Genomic DNA, 16,696 nt, shown 5'->3' with positions numbered 1-16,696 from the left:
CATTATAACGCTTGATGAATAGCCGTAGGAGCAGTAGGATATGGATGGGTTTTGAATAATGGTAACTATCGTTTCTTGCCCGGACAGGAGAGTGGGCTCATGTCAAAAGGTCGCGTGTTCGTTTCTATAGCTTGTACTGCGCTATTGCTGGCGGTAGCTGTAGGGTGTACTTCCAATCCAGTGGGACAGAATACTGACACTTCGTCGTCGTCTGGAACAAGTGCCGGGAAGCCAATGGAAAATGCATTCCATACGCAGCATACCCAGCAAAGGAAAGAGGAACTTGTGCTGTCCTTTTATAATGATTCATCCCTCAGCGACGAAGCAAAAGTACATCACATTACGGACCATTTGGCAGGTATCCAGTGGGACACGTTTAACAAGATTAGCAGAAAGCAAAGCTTGGAGGTCATCGAATATCTGTATAAGCAGCGAGCCTTTATTTCATCGGAAAGCTTTCCTAATGTGATCCGGGCTTCTGACGGATTGGATGGAGCTTTAAGCGAAAGCTATGCTGCCATTATGGGAGAATTATTCACAAGGGATAAGACTGCGATGACCCGAGCTTTGGCAAAGACGGACAAATCCACTCGTGTACAATGCATAGCAAGAATTGGGTATGCTCTCAGCTATAGAGAGCCAAAGGAAGTTAAGAAAGAGATTCAACAATGGCGGGCGGGACAACAGCTTACTGCGGCGGAAAAGGAAGTCATTCGGGCTCTACTTGTAAAGCTGGATGATCCGTACTAGCCCTTATCGCATAGTTGAAGCCACCCAATTCCAAAGGCAATTCCCATAACAGCTGCTTCTCTACAAGAGGGGCGGCTTTTTACTGTATTTTTAACCTTCTGTTATCACCAAAAATCTTTAGCTAGACAAGGATTCGCTCATCATTTTTCAACTTGTGGGGTGATCCTGATCCATGCGCAAGCGCTTAATATCACGAATGGGAGGCAGGCCGAACAATCGGGCATATTCACGGCTAAATTGCGAGGGACTCTCGTAGCCTACCTGAAAGCCGACATCTGCCGCATCCGCTGATTCTGATAACAACAGGCGACGGGCTTCTTGCAAGCGTAATTGCTTTTGAAATTGCAATGGGCTCATAGCCGTAATCTCTTTAAAATGACGATGTAGCGACGAAGAGCTCATACTAGCTAGTTTGGATAACTCCTCAATGCGCAATGGCTTATCATAATCCTGCTTAATCCGTTGGATAACTTCTGCGATCCGGTGGGATTGGCTGCCGGTCATGACCAGTTGTTTTAAGGATTCCCCCTGGTTTCCCTGTAAAATCCTATACAGTATCTCACGAATGACTAATGGGGCAAGCACCGGAACATCCTGCGGTTTGTCCAGAAGCCGCACTAGCCTTACCACGGCATCCAGCAGCAGAGGGTTGGTTTGGTTTACATACAAGCCTCGTCTGGAATCAGGAATTGAACTTATGGATAAAGCAGATTCTTTGATCAGGTCCAAAACCTGATGAGGATCAAAATTGAGCCGGAGGCACAAATAAGGAGCTTCTGCTGAAGCTTGTATGACCTGCCCGGAAATCGGCAAATCCACCGAAACCACAAGGTAGTCGGATGTGCCATAATAGTAGCTTTCCTCTGCGAGCATTACGACTTTTCTGCCCTGTGCCACAATACATAAGGCGGGTTTATGGACTTGATAAATCGGAACAGTTGTAGTGGAGCTTCGGACGAAATGAAGCGAAGGTATGGCTGTAGCGAGAACTCCATCCTGACTGGAAAATCGTTCTATGAGCCTTGTCAATTCGGCTTGTTTTTCCATGGTGGAATCCTCTATTTTGGTTGCATTCATCGTGACACATCCCTTCTTTAAAAAGCAGCCTATTTTCACTCATATTAAGTGCCTTTGGAGGATTAGGCAATAATTTGGTCTGATTTTTCTACCAGCTCAAAGCATGATCGTTTCATAATAAGGGTACAGAAACAACGCCAAGTGAACAAATAATCCGTATGAATTTTCAGTGGGTTTTTAAACTAAAGGAGGATAATCATGTTGAATATTAAAGGGAAAGTCGTAGCAATTACGGGGGCAAGCAGTGGGATCGGTGAAGCTACTGCCCGCTTACTTGCTCACCATGGGGCGCATGTGGTATTGGGGGCCAGACGCACAGAACGATTGGAAGCTCTTATCTCTGAGATTCGTTCAAAAGGTGGATCGGCGGAGTATCAGCAACTGGATGTGACTCAGAGGGAGCAGATGGAAGCGTTCGTTAAGTTCGCGGAAAAAACATTTGGACGTGTGGATGTCATTTTGAACAATGCGGGAGTGATGCCTCTTTCAAAATTAGAAGCTCTGAAGGTAGAGGAATGGGATCGCATGATTGATGTAAATATACGGGGTGTTTTGCATGGGATCGCGGCAGGGCTTCCTATCATGAAAAAGCAAGGATTTGGTCAGTTTATCAATATCGCCTCCATTGGAGCGTATAGCGTAACCCCAACGGCAGCTGTATATTGCGCTACGAAGTATGCGGTTCGGGCGATTTCTGAAGGATTGCGTATGGAGGTTGGCGGAGATATTCGTGTGACGATGGTATCACCGGGAGTAACCGAATCCGAGCTTGCTGATAGCATTTCAGATGAAGAGGCACAGCAGGGAATGAAAGAGTATCGTCGTATTTCGATTTCCCCGGATGCCATTGCTCGTTCCATTCTGTATGCCATGGAGCAGCCTGCAGATGTAGATGTGAACGAAATTGTTGTTAGACCCACAGCAAGCCCGAATTAACGCCATGTCCAATGGTTATTATCTGGTGTGCATGTAACATGGCGCCAAGTCCCACGATCCAAAGCTACTTGATGACGAGAAGCACTACAAATACATTGAAACAAGTTTAGCGAGCTAGAATATTCTGTGATAATGTTGGCACGTGGATTGATTGAATTTAGACCGTTATTTCCTCCATCCCTTGTGGGTGGGGGATTATTTTGTTATGAGATGATCGGAAATTTGCTGTGGCCTTAAAATAAGTGGTTTACTTTTGTAGATGTTTATGATAATTTAATTTCGACAAACATCGAAATTAAGCCTCAAAGCAGAAGGGGATTGAACAGGGTGGAAGATACTAATGAGATGCAGCAAGCTGTGAAAATATATAAAGCACTTGGAGAACCGACTCGTCTTAAGATAGCACTTTTGCTAAAAAAGGAAAGTGACCAATGCTGCTCTACGCTTGGCGAAAAGCTGAATAGTGTTGCTATTTCGACTTTATCGCATCACTTGAAGCAAATGGCAGAATCCGGGCTGCTGACATTTCGGAAGGAGGGCACTTTTATTTATTACAGCTTGAATGTTGAAGCAGCAGAGAAATATGCCCCGTTCTTGATCAAATAATTTTTTTAGTCTTAATTTCGATATTTGTAAAAATATAAAAACAATAAAGAAAAGAGGCGTTACCTGGAAATGCAGAGCACGTGGAAAGTATATATCTTGGCAATTGTCAGTTTTTTGGTAGGTACATCCGAATATATTATCTCGGGAATTTTGGATCAGATTGCGATAACGATGGGAATTACTGTGTCTGCTGCAGGTCAGTTGATTACCGTTTTTTCTCTGGCCTATGCGATTGGCACGCCGATCCTGATGGCAATAACCGCTAAATGGGACAGACGCAAGCTGCTCCTGTATTCACTCGGATTATTTGCAGTTGCCAATGTCCTGTCCTTTGTTTTGCCGGGTTTTGGGATGTTTATTGCCGCACGTATTCTTATGGCACTTGGAGCGGGAATGGTCGTGGTTACGGCCCTAAGTATCGCAGCGAAAATCGCTCCAGCCGGCAAGCAGGCTAGTTCTATTGCTACAGTCACTATGGGCTTTACGGCCTCGCTGATTATTGGAATTCCGGTTGGAAGAATGATATCCTCTGCATATGGCTGGAAAACGGTATTTCTTGGCATCGCTTTGACAGGGATTGTGGCCCTGATTGTTATTGCCATGACGATTCCACGCTTAAAAGGAGATCAGCCTGTTCCTTTGCTACAGCAATTTGCTCTTCTGAAAAAGCCTGAGGTCGCTTTGGGATTGGCCATCACCTTTTTTTGGCTAGGCGGTTATTCACTTGTGTATACTTACATTTCACCCTATTTGCTGAATGTATCGGGTGTAGGGGAGGATATGCTAAGTTCAGTATTACTTGCCTTCGGGATCGCCAGTCTGATTGGGTCAAAAATCGGTGGGTACAGCGCAGATAGGAAGGGAGTTTCCTTTACATTATTTGGAGGCATAATGCTGCACGTAATTTCCTTGCTTTTACTTCCTTTTGCCGCACACTCTCTAAGCGCAGTGTTTGCTTTACTGATTCTGTGGTCGTTCGCAGCCTGGACGACTGGACCTACTCAACAATATAATCTGGTCACTCTTGTGCCTGAGTCTTCCGGTGTAATGCTGAGTCTCAACCAGTCTACGATGCAGCTTGCAATGGCGGCCGGAGCTGGGATTGGTGGCGTTGTTATAGGTCAGATATCGCTGGTTTCCATCACTTGGTTTGGAGCAGCCGGTGTCGCTATCGCCATTGTAGCTGTGTATTTACTTTCACGACGATCCTCAGTTCAAGCGGAATTGGGTGTTACGGAATAAAGCTTTATAGAAAGCTTAGAAGAGGGGGCCCGACCACAAAGATGGTTTTACGGGTCCTCTTTTGATTGAATTCACAGCATATCTTCTTAAATATGCATACAACATAGGGATTAGCTGCTCAATCATGACTTTGTCTCCTCCCGCTATTGAGAAGTCCCGTTGTCAGATCTATCAGGACTTAAATCTCCGCGCGATACGCTTCTTATTCTTTTGTCGCCAAATCCATCTCTCAATAAAGTTTTTTTCTTTTCTTTCCTGAAGTGTTTCTTTCATGCCCTTGATTAGAAATTCGGGTCTACGCTTGTCATTTCTGCTGATTTCGCGTAGTTCCTCAATAAATTTATGGTCCATGTCCGCATCTCCGTTAGTTCAGGATTTCGCAAGTTGCTAAGCTAGATTATACAGAACATACGTTCCTTTTTCAAGTTTATCCCGCTTCTATTCAATCAAACAACTATTTTGAGTTAGGTGCTGTAAGGCCTGCGCCTCTCAAACGTATCCACGTCTGACAGTTTACGACGAGGGAAATTTCGGGGTTCCAGCAGGGTATTCAGAGGAAACCTGGGTATTCGCAATATCGATAACATTCTCGACGGCATTGATAGTCTGCGTTTCTTTTCTACAAGCAGCGATGCTACACTTGTACTCTTTGCTAACACGCAGTTTAGAGGTATTTCCGTGTGTATAGAGGCAATCGCCGCATCGCCGACCTGGATGATCTGATTCGTGGGAATGATGTAGAACATCTATTATTTCAACCAACCAACGTTTGACGTAGCAGCAAATCCGTAATATCCGCAGTACTGGCAGACTTCCATCTGGTTATCAACTAATCTAACTGCCTCCATTTCGACTTAATAAACATTTTACAAGACTGTCTCAGGAGCTTGCAAGTTTCGGGCTTCCGGGGCAGTTTCTCTGTTTGTTCACGCGACCTACATACCCGAATGATCAGAGGAACTGTATGGGAGGATTGGATTGAGGTTGCTACTTGGCAGAGCTGTTTTCATTACAATTTGTATGTCTGGCGTTCTCGGCAGTTTCAGTAATTCTCGCTGGAATTCTTTTCGTTACTGTTGTTGTTCCTTCCGAGTCACGTTATTTTGAAGATGTACCGAAGCCAGCAGTCATTACCAACTAAATTTTCATGAAAATAGATAAAGGAGGGCAGACGGATGCCCTCCTTATTACGTATATTGTGATTTACTTCATTTCCCAATTAGTTACTTTAATGACGGCTGCATCTGCGTTCTTAAGATCTGTTTCCCCAGAAGCTAAGAGAGAACTCCATTGTTTCACACGATTCTTACCATTAGGAGGCTGGTTATAATCGTTGGTATCGACAATCAATGTACGCTTAGCATAGAAGTTAGTCATGAATGTCTTCTCATTCGTACTACTGCCTGAACGTGAGAGGATTCCTTCAAGACTACCTGAATCACCAGTAGCGCCTTGGTTGAGTGCTGTGTCGACAAATGATCCAATCGTCAGAGCGGTATTAAATCCGCGTTTCTGTGCTTGCTGTACACTATATTTGATATAGGTATCATAGAACGTACGCCACATGGCTTCTCTCCAAGCCTCATTGTTTTGGAGAGCCTTGATCTTCTTCTTGATTACACTATCGCTATCGCTGAGTTTTAGAATCGAACCACTCATTTTCCCCTTCAGACCAGCACGTGTTAATCCACCTGCAATGGAAGGGCTGCTAGCTCCACTAGCAGCATCAAAAGCTTTGAATAAGTCCGGACCATCAGGTCCCGTATCATTTGAACCGCCTGTCGTTGCTCCAAAGATACCAATTGTGTATCCGCGATTATCGCCGATATCTTCAGCATAGCCATAGAATTCAGTCCATTTCAAAGAATCTTGCTCTGGTTTGTTCACTAGCTTCATAATATTATCCCATTGCTCACCGTCGAGTCCTGTATTAGCCTTTAGAAACTGAAGTGTTGAAGGTGAGAAATTAGCATCATGATCAGTAGCTGTAACCGCTGCCTGGCTAGTAGCTTCTTCGTTAGTAAGGGATAATGACTCTGTACTTGCTTCATTTGAATTGTCACCCTCATTTAAATCAACCGTTTCCTGTACTGTAGTTCCGTTCTCTTCAGCAAAAGCCTTGGCAGGTGAAGGGCCGGACAAGCTTGAGAATGAAGCGATTACAGTAAAGCTTAGCAAGATCATAAAGAACTTTGTTTTATTTGAAACGAGTTTATCACTTGTCTTATACATATAATTCCTCCTAGATCAATGTAATTACCAAATCATTTATGGATTGTTCCTATTATGAAAAATAACATACACTCGTTAACTCTCGTTATAAATAAAATATGAGGTAAATAGAATGTTTTATGTGATAGAGTTCCTCCTTTCATAAGCACATAGTTTAAGCGCTTATACTGTTAGGCTAAAAGAAATGTTGCCTATAGAAATAATGATTTTGTGTCAGCAGCAACACGGAACATACTTTAAACCCTTAGCTTAGATTTGCTTCTAACTCGAATGGATTTAGCAAAAGTATAGATAAGAATCATATGACTGAATAGAGCTTGGATAACCATTTTTTTCAAATTTTATGATCTATATGTGAGTAAATAGACCTAGCTGATCGTGTTTATGAACGATTTCCACAGACCATAAGCGCAAGAATGAGGACGAAACCCAAACAGCCTCTTGTTAAAATGAGATACATCACATATCAGGAGGCTATAACATGAACAGAATACAGCAATTTAATGCATTGCATACATCCGAGGAGCTATTATTTTTAGGAAACGCCTGGGACCTGTTATCTGCCGTCGCTCTGGAGAGGGCAGGCTTTAAGGCAATAGGAACAACGAGCTGGGGGATTGCCAATACGCTTGGCTTTGCAGATGGTGAGCTTATTGATTTTGACCAGCATGTAAGCATCATTCGAACGATTGCAGATCATGTTCAGATTCCAGTATCGGCAGATATTGAAGCAGGGTACGGGGCGGATACAGCGACGATTGTTGAGCATGTTTTAAGGGTAGCTGATGTAGGAGTTGCAGGGATTAATATTGAGGATTCTTTGAAAACGAAAAAGGGACTTCGAGAAGTGGAATTGCACAGTAAGCTGCTGTCCAACATAAGAGCAGCACTGGATGCGCATGGGTATAGAGAGTTTTTTATAAACGCAAGAACGGATACATATTTGCAGAAAGATGCTCCACTTGCGGAAACCATTAAACGGGCCAAAGCGTATGTGGAGAGCGGTGCGAGTGGTATTTTTGTTCCGGGGTTGAAGGTCGATGATGAGATTAGGGAAGTTGTGCTGCATGTAAAAGCACCGCTTAATGTTTTATCCTTGCCAGGTCTGACAAATGTCCGCAAGCTTCAGGAGCTGGGAGTTAAACGGTTTAGCTTTGGTAATGCATTTTCTGATAATATAATAGTTGCTTTGCAAAGGAACGCTGAACAATTGATCAACCTTCAAGATACTTCGCATTTATATTCATGAGGATAAACTAAGGATGAACGATAGAAAGGACAGGTCATTCGATATCATGGCTAACATCAAGCTTTCTTTTGAAGAAATGTGGGAGAAAATTATAGCGTGTGATCGTAAATATGACGGGTTGTTTTTTACGGCTGTGAAAACAACCCGAATTTACTGTCGTCCTTCCTGTCGCTCCAAAAAGCCGAAAAAAATAAATGTTGAGTTTTATGATGAAATACAGGCAGTGGAGAAAGCAGGGTTTCGTGCCTGCAAAAGATGCCAGCCTGAAACAGATGTTTCACCCTCTATCAGACTGGTCCAAAATGTGGTCGCCTTCTTGGTTCATCATTATAGAGAAAGACTGGTATTGCAGGATATTGCGGACCATGTCGGAGTAAGCCCTTTTTATTTGGAGCGCATTTTTAAGCAGGAAACCTCAGAAACGCCCCGCACGTATTTGGAAAAAATCAGAGTGGATAAGGCAGCCTATCTGCTTAAAAGTACAGAGCTTACGAATCTTGAGATTTGTTATGAAACAGGCTTCCAAAGCTCTTCAAATTTCTATAAGGCATTTCGCAGCTTGACCCAATGTTCTCCTAGTGAGTACAGGAAGCTGAATAAGGAGTAGTTCAAGGAGGGCGTTATCCTTTTATGAGCAAGCTATATATGTTGAATTATGTATCACCGATTGGGGAGATCGAGATATGGGGTACGAGTGAAGCAGTCCATTCCATCATGTTCTCTGATCAGGATGTACCCTTAACCAAGACTATGGAAGAGGCTCCTCCCCGGGTTTTAGAGAAATGTGCTAGTCAGCTTGATGAGTATTTTAAAGGTGAGCGCTATGAGTTTACGCTTCCCTATGCTTTTGAAGGTACAGACTTTCAGCAAAGGGTATGGAATGCGCTGGTGAAAGTAGAATATGGCGAAACGGCGGCATATAAGGACATTGCCCTTGCTATTGGAAACGAAAAAGCGATTAGGGCCGTAGGCAGTGCAAATGGAAAAAATAAACTCAGTATTGTCATTCCCTGTCACCGAATTATTGGTTCAAATCAGAAACTAACCGGCTACGCAGGGGGGCTATGGAGAAAAGAATGGTTACTCCAGCATGAGAAGCGTTTTTCAGAGAGCTTGAGGAGGATTGGATAGACCGAAAAGTTCCGGCCTCGGCAACGAAAGACCGACGGAGTAGGAGTTACATGAATATTGAATATGAAAAAGTGACCTTCCATATCCCAAATTGCCATTAGTTTACATGAACTTTATTAAACCCTGTGCTATGATTTACCGAAAAGAAGATCCAAAAAGGGGAATAAAAATGAAGTTCAAGAAGACTGTGTTCCTGCTTATGTTTTCAATGATACTCACGAGTTGGCTAATTGTGGGGACGGAAAGTGTTCACGCTGCGACTTCAAACTCAGTTGTGTTAAGAGAGAGGGACCAACTTAAACTTATACTTGATTATGGCAATGGAGTAAACAGAGTGTTTAAATTCAATCTCCAGAATACACTTAAGCCTGATATGCCAATTCGGCTGTATACAAACTATACTGAAATTCCTTCAAGTGACTTCACAGTCGATTATACAAATTCAACAATTACGATTGCGGATTCACGACCAGCACCTAGTTTAGGGTCCGAAAATCATATGGAGTTTCCCATAGCTCCAGCCATGGAATGGTCTGTGGGTGAAAAGTTGTGCGTGGCCCTTTCCGAAGGAGATGGTAAAAGCCGTATTTTTGAAATACCAACCCAAAACCTCATTAAAAAGGGTTCCAAAGTCGATCTTTTTATTGATGATATAGCGATTCCAACTTCATACTTTACAGTTGACTATATCAATAAAACGGTAACACTTAATAACAAGCTCGAAGCGCCTCATGACGGGGCGAAAATATACTTCTATTATAGTAAATTAGATAATAGCAGCATGCAGTCAGTCGACGAAACTACAGTAACTCCATCCACTGAGGAGCCGAAAGTAACACAGCCTGAAGTGGAGACCAAGACGAAGGAAACTCCTATCGTCCGTGAACCTGAGGTTCCTCAACCTACCGTTGAGCCTCAAGAAACGCAGCCGGTCATGGAGTCTAAAGAAGAACAAGCGGCTGATGAATCCCCAGAGATTCCTTTGTCTATCCCATCTGGAGAACAATTTCCGGGTACATTTACGATCAACCCATCAGGTACGTCATTTGTGGTTCGTTTGAAGATGAAAAATATTCAACCGACATACACTTCATACGTTATGGTCAAAAACTCGGATGCGCAATTGGTTAAACGGATTCAGTTCAATCCAGAGACAACCTTTAACTACTCTTTGAGTAGCTTGGACTTGTCTACGGGTGGATACTACTTTTATATTAAAATGATGGATCAGTCGGGAAATTCGGCAGCATCTGTTCCGCAATTTGTTCCCATAAACAACAACAAAGCTGGGCAGGTTGTGGTGTTTATTGATGGAAGGCTGCAACAATATGTGCAGCCTGCGACCTCTATTAGCGGAAGTATGCTGGTGCCGTTTCGTGCTGTTTTTGAGGCGCTTGGCGCGAAGGTGAAATGGGATGGAGCTACCAAGACCGTTACCGCAACTAAAGGAAATACGACGATCAAGTTAACCGTGGGCTCCAGAGATGCCTATATCAATGGTAAATTGGTGCGACTCAATGCCGCGCCGAGACTCATTAACGGCAAAGTGATGGTTCCGATTCGCTTTGTAAGTGAGGCGCTGGGAGCGAAAGTAAAGCGGAATATTGCAGCTCATAGCGTTGTGATTTTTCTTGCCCCGCCGCAGGTTTTGACGACAAGCGAAAGTGAACAATTAATGGAGGAAAACGAGGATAAGCCTGAACCACAATCCAATCCGACGATTCTGAAAAAGATTTCCACTACCCTCACTAAATCTACGGATATTGTGTTTGTTATAGATGTGACGAGTAGTATGACAGGAACGCTGGATTATGTGAGACAGAAGGTTAAAGGCTTCGTTGATTCCGTTCCAGCAGGTTCTCAATTTGCTATCGTTGCCTTTCGGGATATCAATTTAAAGGCAGATAAGGATTTAGAGTTTTTCGAGTTTACGGCAGATAAAAACAAGTTAAAAGGTAATTTGAATATGCTGCGTCCTTCCGCTGGTGGGGATTTGAAGGAATCGGGATTGGAGGCCATCCAGCTTGCTATTAGCAAATTTCCCAAAAATTCAAATTCCAAAACGATCATATTCATTTCAGATGCACCGGTTCACGATAAAAATACAGCCCCGGACAAAGCCCGCTTCTCAGTGGATGAAATGAACGAGCAATTACAGAAAAATGCTGTTATTTTTAATGCGATCGTGCCTGCAAATGGAACGGCCAACAAGCAAATGAAAAAGCTCGTAGATAGCAACAAAGGAACCTTGTATGATATCAAGGATGCCAAGCTGAATTTAGCAAAGTAGTTTGTCCAAACCAAAATAAAGCCGTATAGAGGGAGCCGATGTCAGGCTCCCTTTTTCTACATAAACAACCAGTGATGTAAGAGTTCTAATGGGTTGAAAGCTCACTCTCCGTCACCCATTTATGATTTTTGACAGGCTCTCCTCCTGTAGTCGGCGTATAATCTACCATATAAACGGTCGTTGGCTCAGCGGAATCAACGGTGGCCTTGGCCCCATCCATCCCCTTCATATGATCTGCCGCCAAGATAACCTCTGTGCCCGGTGCATAGGGCTCGCTGCCTGGAAACCGCTTCTAGTTTCTCAGGAGGAACCATAATTTTAGCCATGATTTCCACCTCGGATGATTAAAATTGTTAATGTTTATTTTAGTGAATGCAGTGGACATTAGCAAAAAATTAGGGGATTTCAAGCAAAAATAAGTCGTTTGTACGAGTTCGTGAGAAAGCATAGGGGAGAATGGTAGGAGTGTTTATGATCCAAAATTCTTATATGGGGATATCGAAAACGCAAAAAGCCCCTCTTTCAAATGGAACTTTCCATAAGAAAGAGGGGCCTTTCTGCATATAAGCTAGTATATTTCGCGCTGACAGCTTATTTGAGCGGAATTTGCTTGGACAGCTTTTCAAACTGCTGTAAGTGAGGGGTGACCTTGGCGGTAATCCCTTTGAGATACTTGATGGCCGCTTTTCTTTGCCGTTCCTTGGTAGCTGTCTCCTCAGGGAACATGGAGTATTCCTTTTGAACGGAGCCATTTTTATATATTACGGAGAAGAGATCTCCGCTTTGCCACTGCTGGACTAGATTCTGATTGCTGTTCAGGATATTTAGCACTTCCATGCCATTTTGATAAGTAAAGCTGTAGTCTGGATCGGCTAGAGCATGGATCACTTGGTAGCCGCTCTGTAATCTGTTGTTCTGAAAAGTACCCACTTGGATCCCGTTCGAGCGGATCGTTCCGTCACTTTGAGTCACTTGTTCAGTCTGCGTGCCTTTACCGCTCATGGTGTCATTGCTCCATGTGCCGTTGTATACCACTTTATGATTTTGCCCATCTGCATCCGTGTATTGATTCATATATTTTCCGGTACCTGTACGCTTACCTTTCACAAAATCGCCCGAATACTGTTTGTTTTCACTCCATTTTATGGTACCACGTCCATTGGGCTGTCCGTTCTCAACCTCTCCGTAGTAAGTAGTTTGACCGGATAGCTGAAGCGATTCCTTGGCCGCAGATGCACTCACCGCAGGCATACTTAACAGCACCGCCCCGGATATCAGCGATGCGGACATCATAATAGGCAGGGACAGAGACTTCCCTTTTTGCCAAAGCTTTTGCATCATGAGTTCTCCCCTTCCGAAGTTTTGAATTTCATGTTTAAACTATTTTGTGCCTGCTGATTTATAGTTTAATATATATTGAGAATTATAGGAAACTGTAAAGTGAAAAATACTCATGAGTACCTACTGGTCCGCCAGCGGCTGGAAGCAGGAGCGAGGGCCTTTGTCCGGCGAGGATGTTGAATTTGCCAAAAGTAAGGGCTTGATGTTCGATCCGATACCCATTACACATGACGAGATTGTGAGCAGGCTGCATGAGCTGCACCTGCAAGTGGCAAAAAAATGAACGCGACGTAGTTAAAAAAATGAACAATTTTGATCAAGTTGCATGCCGTCTGGCGTGCCACTTTTAATTTTTCTTCTGCGTAATTCCTTCACTTCTTCCGTCTTGGGCAAACACCGTTGTTTTCCGGCTAGGCTATTTCCCCATATGAAAAAGGGAACTCCCTGATTGGTTCAATTGAATAGATTACTTAGAATTAGAGAAGGTGAAAAATTTAATCTTGGGGGAATGGATGATGAATCGATTAACCAAAGTGACAAAGATAATAAACATTGTGAAAAAAAGATCAAGATTTTGAAGGGGATCAGTAGATATATACCTAATCAGCATGGAGCCTGGGCCATGCTCATTCTTCCATTTTTATTCGGTTTAGCGGCTTCTCCAAGGGAATTCATTCATATACCTCTATTCGTATGCTGGTTTTTTATTTATTTATTCAGTTTTCCGGTTCTTCAATGGATTAAAACAGGAAACCGTGAAAGATACTGTAAGCCCGCTGTTGTATACGGAGCGATACTACTTCCTTTTTTAGTTTCACTGGTATGGATAAAGCCTGTGTTGATCTGGTATGGAGTTCTGTTACTGTTCTTTTTTATGGCTAATATGTACTTTGCCAAAATGAAAAATGAACGTGCCTTGCTCAATGACATTGCTGCGATTATAGTTTTTTGTTCGTTTATATACCCTGTTGTTCATATTGGTGAAGGAGGGGATTGGAGAACATCGACAGAGCTATTTTTGCTGCTGGTGTCTTATTTTACGGGAACTGCTCTTTATGTTAAAACGATCATCCGTGAAAGAAAAAATAAACGTTATTATTATGCTTCAGTCATCTATCATCTGATCATTGTACTGTTTGCTGCCTGGATCAAGCTGTTTTTGGCTGCTCCTTTTTTAATTTTATTATTACGAGCTATATGGCTTCCTAAATTCGAATTAAAGGCAAAGCAAGTCGGCATGGCTGAAATTGGATTTTCATTGATGCTCTATGTAGCTGTGTTGTTTTTATATTTCTAAAAAGGAGAGACATCAATGATATCTTTGGAAATGCCACGAGATTATCACGAAAACCCGTTTATCGTCATTTGGGAGGTAACGCGAGCATGTGCTTTAAAATGCCTCCACTGCAGAGCGGAAGCCCAGTATAAGCCTGACCCTCGTCAGCTGACATTAGAAGAAGGCAAGCAGCTAATAGATCAAATCGCTGAAATGAATCATCCGCTGGTGGTTTTCACAGGTGGAGATCCGTTATCGCGGCCTGATTTGTTTGAGTTGGCTCAATATGCAATTGAAGAAAAAAAGCTGTCGGTTTCAATGACTCCCAGTGCCACTCCTAAAGTGACCCGGGCAGCGGTTGAAAAAGCAAAGCAAGTTGGCTTATCACGGTGGGCTTTTAGCCTGGACGGTTCATGCGCAGACATTCACGATCATTTTCGGGGTACTGTCGGCTCTTACGATACCACCATGCGGGGAATTGGTTATTTGAAGGAAATGAACATTCCTATTCAAGTAAACACGACGGTGTCCCGGTACAATCTTCACGATCTGGAGCAAATTGCAGAGAAGGTAAAGGATATGCAGGCGGTGTTATGGAGCTTGTTTTTCCTTGTTCCAACCGGGCGCGGTATGGAGAAGGATATGATTACGCCTGATGAACATGAAGCTGTAATGAAGTGGTTGTATCAAATACAACAACAGATGCCCTACGGTGTAAAGGCTACAGAAGCCCCACATTATCGAAGGGTTGTATTGCAGGAAAAGCACAGAGCAGGCAAGAACGGTGCGACGTTTGAACAAAAAAGGGCAGATGTTTTAGGGCGTGCTCCTAAAGGCGTAAATGATGGAGATGGATTTGTTTTTATCAGTCATATCGGCGACGTATACCCGAGCGGTTTCCTGCCCCTTGCATGCGGAAATGTGCGACAGGATAGTCTGGCACATATTTATCGGCACTCTCCTGTCATGAATAAGCTTAGAGATAAGTCTCTGCTTAAAGGGAAATGTGGAATCTGCGAATTCAATACAATTTGCGGAGGCTCCAGAGCAAGGGCTTTTGCAATAACAGGGGATTATTTGGAGAGTGACCCCTATTGTGCGTATATACCTGGGGCTAAGGAAGGAAAAGTGCTTTTATGAAAAAAAGTCCTAAAAAAGTCGTTGTTCTCGGTGGAGGAATAAGCGGTTTAAGTGCTGCCTTTTATGTGCAGAAGCTGGCTAAGGAGAAGCAAATAGAGGTAGAGATTACACTGGTCGAGAAAAGTGACCGGCTGGGAGGAAAGCTGCACACCATTCGTCATCATGATTTTATGATCGAAAAAGGACCGGATGCTTTTCTGGCCAGAAAAACGGCTATGCTGGAGCTGACCATGGAATTGGGATTGGAGGCAGAGCTGGTGTCGACAAACCCGAAGGCCAAGTCTGCCTGCATTTTGCATAAGGGAAAGTTGCACACCATGCCGATGGGCTTCATTCTAGGCATTCCAACGAAGCTAACTCCCTTCATTCGGACAGGGCTGATCTCTCCGCTGGGAAAAGCGCGCGCAGCCCTGGATTTAATTATTCCCGCCAAGCGAGGTGATATGGACGAATCTCTGGGGGATTTTATCAAGCGGCGCCTCGGCAAAGAAGTTTTGAACCAGATTACAGAGCCTCTGCTATCTGGAATTTACGCTGGCGATACGTATTCTCTCAGCTTAATGTCAACCTTTCCTCAATTTAAGCAAATGGAACAAAATCATGGGAGTCTGATTATAGGTATGGCTAAAGGAGCGGGGAGAACGTTGGGTGTATCTGACAAATTGCCGGATATCGCCAAGAAAAGCATGTTTCTCTCATATCGGCAAGGCTTATCTACAATCGTGGAGCGGTTAAAGGAAAGGCTGCATGCCGTACATTTTGTTATGGGGCAGGGTGTGGCTGAAGTAAGAAAAGAGGGTGGCTATCAGGTAATTTTGGATCATGGACAAAACATAGCAGCAGATGCAGTGATCTGCGCTGTTCCAGCCTTTGAGGCTGCTAAATTATTTTCCGGTGTTGCAAGTGCCGGCTTGCTCAATAAGATCAACTACGTTTCGGTAGCCAATATAGCCCTTGCCTATAAAAATACAGAGCTTAATCTTGCCTTTGAAGGAACCGGTTTTTTGGTGCCGCGCAAGGAAGGTAAAAGGATTACAGCATGTACATGGTCCTCGACAAAGTGGAGCCATACGGCTCCTGAAGGATATACGCTGTTACGAGCATATATCGGACATGCAGGTGCACAGGAATGGATGCAGATGACAGATGATGAGCTTGTGGATGCCGCACGCAAAGATTTGAAAGATTTAATGGGCCTGAATGCGGAACCGGAATTCACCGAGGTTAGTCGGTGTAATCAATCCATGCCGCAATATCCGATTGGACACAAAGAGCATATGGCAAAGGTCAGACATGATTTATCGCAGTATTTTCCTAATGTATTTCTATGTGGTGCTGGTTATGGGGGCGTTGGAATTCCAGATTGTATCGCTCAAGGGAAAGAAGCGGCTGAACAGCTGACCTCAGCTTTTAAAAACTGAACATA

At 43.5% G+C, this 16,696-nt stretch carries 15 protein-coding genes and 2 pseudogenes; 13 read left to right on the top strand and 4 right to left on the bottom strand.

The genetic code is table 11. The features are described from left to right. The first annotated feature begins 99 nt into the window (after positions 1–99). Positions 100–750, top strand: a complete 651-nt coding sequence (locus GCU48_RS03100; protein ID WP_152379016.1) for a hypothetical protein — start codon at positions 100–102, stop codon at positions 748–750. A 147-nt stretch (positions 751–897) separates the two neighbouring features. Here the strand turns inward: GCU48_RS03100 and GCU48_RS03095 are convergent, their stop codons facing one another. Then, positions 898–1,827, bottom strand: a complete 930-nt coding sequence (locus GCU48_RS03095) for an AraC family transcriptional regulator (RefSeq protein ID WP_152379015.1) — start codon at positions 1,825–1,827, stop codon at positions 898–900. Positions 1,828–2,025: 198 nt separating this feature from the next. Between GCU48_RS03095 and GCU48_RS03090 the strand changes: the two genes are divergently transcribed. The 4 genes and pseudogenes from GCU48_RS03090 to GCU48_RS27600 all read left to right on the top strand — a co-directional run bounded on the left by GCU48_RS03090 (position 2,026) and on the right by GCU48_RS27600 (position 5,389). Further along, positions 2,026–2,763: an SDR family oxidoreductase gene (locus tag GCU48_RS03090; protein ID WP_152379014.1), complete on the top strand. Its 738-nt coding sequence runs from the start codon at positions 2,026–2,028 to the stop codon at positions 2,761–2,763. A 327-nt stretch (positions 2,764–3,090) separates the two neighbouring features. Then, complete coding sequence (locus GCU48_RS03085; RefSeq protein WP_152379013.1) at positions 3,091–3,369, top strand: ArsR/SmtB family transcription factor; 279 nt, start codon at positions 3,091–3,093, stop codon at positions 3,367–3,369. 69 nt (positions 3,370–3,438) lie between these two features. Then, positions 3,439–4,611: an MFS transporter gene (locus tag GCU48_RS03080; RefSeq protein WP_152379012.1), complete on the top strand. Its 1,173-nt coding sequence runs from the start codon at positions 3,439–3,441 to the stop codon at positions 4,609–4,611. Positions 4,612–5,116: 505 nt separating this feature from the next. Next, positions 5,117–5,389 (top strand): annotated as a pseudogene (locus tag GCU48_RS27600) (hypothetical protein). A gap of 425 nt (positions 5,390–5,814) precedes the next feature. On the opposite strand, the gene GCU48_RS03065 reads toward GCU48_RS27600, so the two are convergent. Beyond that, a complete protein-coding gene (locus GCU48_RS03065) occupies positions 5,815–6,843 on the bottom strand; it encodes a chitosanase (protein ID WP_025716967.1) in 1,029 nt (342 codons plus the stop codon). A 481-nt stretch (positions 6,844–7,324) separates the two neighbouring features. Here GCU48_RS03065 and GCU48_RS03060 point away from each other — a divergent pair, with 481 nt between their 5' ends. From GCU48_RS03060 to GCU48_RS03045, 4 genes are all read left to right on the top strand, one after another. Further along, positions 7,325–8,092, top strand: a complete 768-nt coding sequence (locus tag GCU48_RS03060; protein ID WP_152379011.1) for an isocitrate lyase/PEP mutase family protein — start codon at positions 7,325–7,327, stop codon at positions 8,090–8,092. Between the two features lie 46 nt (positions 8,093–8,138). Beyond that, positions 8,139–8,699 (top strand): bifunctional transcriptional activator/DNA repair enzyme AdaA, encoded by a 561-nt coding sequence (locus GCU48_RS03055; RefSeq protein ID WP_152382088.1) that lies wholly within the window; start codon positions 8,139–8,141, stop codon positions 8,697–8,699. Positions 8,700–8,722: 23 nt separating this feature from the next. After that, the gene (locus GCU48_RS03050; RefSeq protein WP_152379010.1) at positions 8,723–9,223 is read left to right on the top strand and encodes a methylated-DNA--[protein]-cysteine S-methyltransferase; all 501 of its coding nucleotides are present in this window, start codon (positions 8,723–8,725) and stop codon (positions 9,221–9,223) included. Between the two features lie 169 nt (positions 9,224–9,392). Further along, complete coding sequence (locus GCU48_RS03045) at positions 9,393–11,513, top strand: stalk domain-containing protein (protein ID WP_370881036.1); 2,121 nt, start codon at positions 9,393–9,395, stop codon at positions 11,511–11,513. Between the two features lie 85 nt (positions 11,514–11,598). Here GCU48_RS03045 and GCU48_RS03040 read toward each other — a convergent pair. Then, positions 11,599–11,793, bottom strand: a pseudogene (locus GCU48_RS03040) (YdhK family protein); the annotation flags it as partial. Between the two features lie 311 nt (positions 11,794–12,104). Next, positions 12,105–12,851 (bottom strand): MORN repeat-containing protein, encoded by a 747-nt coding sequence (locus GCU48_RS03035; protein WP_152382086.1) that lies wholly within the window; start codon positions 12,849–12,851, stop codon positions 12,105–12,107. A gap of 115 nt (positions 12,852–12,966) precedes the next feature. Here GCU48_RS03035 and GCU48_RS26740 point away from each other — a divergent pair, with 115 nt between their 5' ends. From GCU48_RS26740 to hemG, 4 genes are all read left to right on the top strand, one after another. After that, positions 12,967–13,137: a hypothetical protein gene (locus GCU48_RS26740; RefSeq protein ID WP_155983791.1), complete on the top strand. Its 171-nt coding sequence runs from the start codon at positions 12,967–12,969 to the stop codon at positions 13,135–13,137. Between the two features lie 225 nt (positions 13,138–13,362). Then, positions 13,363–14,151 carry a YwiC-like family protein gene (locus GCU48_RS03030; protein ID WP_152382085.1) on the top strand — a complete coding sequence of 263 codons (789 nt, stop codon included), beginning with the start codon at positions 13,363–13,365 and terminating at the stop codon, positions 14,149–14,151. Positions 14,152–14,166: 15 nt separating this feature from the next. Beyond that, the gene (locus GCU48_RS03025; protein WP_152379009.1) at positions 14,167–15,270 is read left to right on the top strand and encodes a TIGR04053 family radical SAM/SPASM domain-containing protein; all 1,104 of its coding nucleotides are present in this window, start codon (positions 14,167–14,169) and stop codon (positions 15,268–15,270) included. Continuing rightward, positions 15,267–16,691, top strand: a complete 1,425-nt coding sequence (hemG, locus tag GCU48_RS03020; RefSeq protein WP_152379008.1) for a protoporphyrinogen oxidase — start codon at positions 15,267–15,269, stop codon at positions 16,689–16,691. Before GCU48_RS03025 ends, hemG begins: the two co-directional genes overlap by 4 nt. Positions 16,692–16,696: the final 5 nt, after the last annotated feature.

It is taken from the genome of Paenibacillus brasilensis (assembly GCF_009363115.1).
GTDB classification, from domain to species: Bacteria; Bacillota; Bacilli; order Paenibacillales; family Paenibacillaceae; genus Paenibacillus; species Paenibacillus brasilensis.
The sequence above is the reverse complement of the archived record's forward strand: the minus strand, read 5'-3'. Positions and strand labels throughout refer to the sequence as shown.

What these genes read in the sequence shown, in the direction of transcription:
- GCU48_RS03100 (WP_152379016.1), top strand. Translation starts at nt 100, where the DNA reads ATGTCAAAAGGTCGCGTGTTCGTTTCTATAGCTTGTACTGCGCTATTG.
- GCU48_RS03095 (WP_152379015.1), bottom strand. Translation starts at nt 1,827, where the DNA reads ATGAATGCAACCAAAATAGAGGATTCCACCATGGAAAAACAAGCCGAA.
- GCU48_RS03090 (WP_152379014.1), top strand. Translation starts at nt 2,026, where the DNA reads ATGTTGAATATTAAAGGGAAAGTCGTAGCAATTACGGGGGCAAGCAGT.
- GCU48_RS03080 (WP_152379012.1), top strand. Translation starts at nt 3,439, where the DNA reads ATGCAGAGCACGTGGAAAGTATATATCTTGGCAATTGTCAGTTTTTTG.
- GCU48_RS03065 (WP_025716967.1), bottom strand. Translation starts at nt 6,843, where the DNA reads ATGTATAAGACAAGTGATAAACTCGTTTCAAATAAAACAAAGTTCTTT.
- GCU48_RS03060 (WP_152379011.1), top strand. Translation starts at nt 7,325, where the DNA reads ATGAACAGAATACAGCAATTTAATGCATTGCATACATCCGAGGAGCTA.
- GCU48_RS03055 (WP_152382088.1), top strand. Translation starts at nt 8,139, where the DNA reads ATGGCTAACATCAAGCTTTCTTTTGAAGAAATGTGGGAGAAAATTATA.
- GCU48_RS03050 (WP_152379010.1), top strand. Translation starts at nt 8,723, where the DNA reads ATGAGCAAGCTATATATGTTGAATTATGTATCACCGATTGGGGAGATC.
- GCU48_RS03045 (WP_370881036.1), top strand. Translation starts at nt 9,393, where the DNA reads ATGAAGTTCAAGAAGACTGTGTTCCTGCTTATGTTTTCAATGATACTC.
- GCU48_RS03035 (WP_152382086.1), bottom strand. Translation starts at nt 12,851, where the DNA reads ATGCAAAAGCTTTGGCAAAAAGGGAAGTCTCTGTCCCTGCCTATTATG.
- GCU48_RS26740 (WP_155983791.1), top strand. Translation starts at nt 12,967, where the DNA reads ATGAGTACCTACTGGTCCGCCAGCGGCTGGAAGCAGGAGCGAGGGCCT.
- GCU48_RS03030 (WP_152382085.1), top strand. Translation starts at nt 13,363, where the DNA reads ATGGATGATGAATCGATTAACCAAAGTGACAAAGATAATAAACATTGT.
- GCU48_RS03025 (WP_152379009.1), top strand. Translation starts at nt 14,167, where the DNA reads ATGATATCTTTGGAAATGCCACGAGATTATCACGAAAACCCGTTTATC.
- hemG (WP_152379008.1), top strand. Translation starts at nt 15,267, where the DNA reads ATGAAAAAAAGTCCTAAAAAAGTCGTTGTTCTCGGTGGAGGAATAAGC.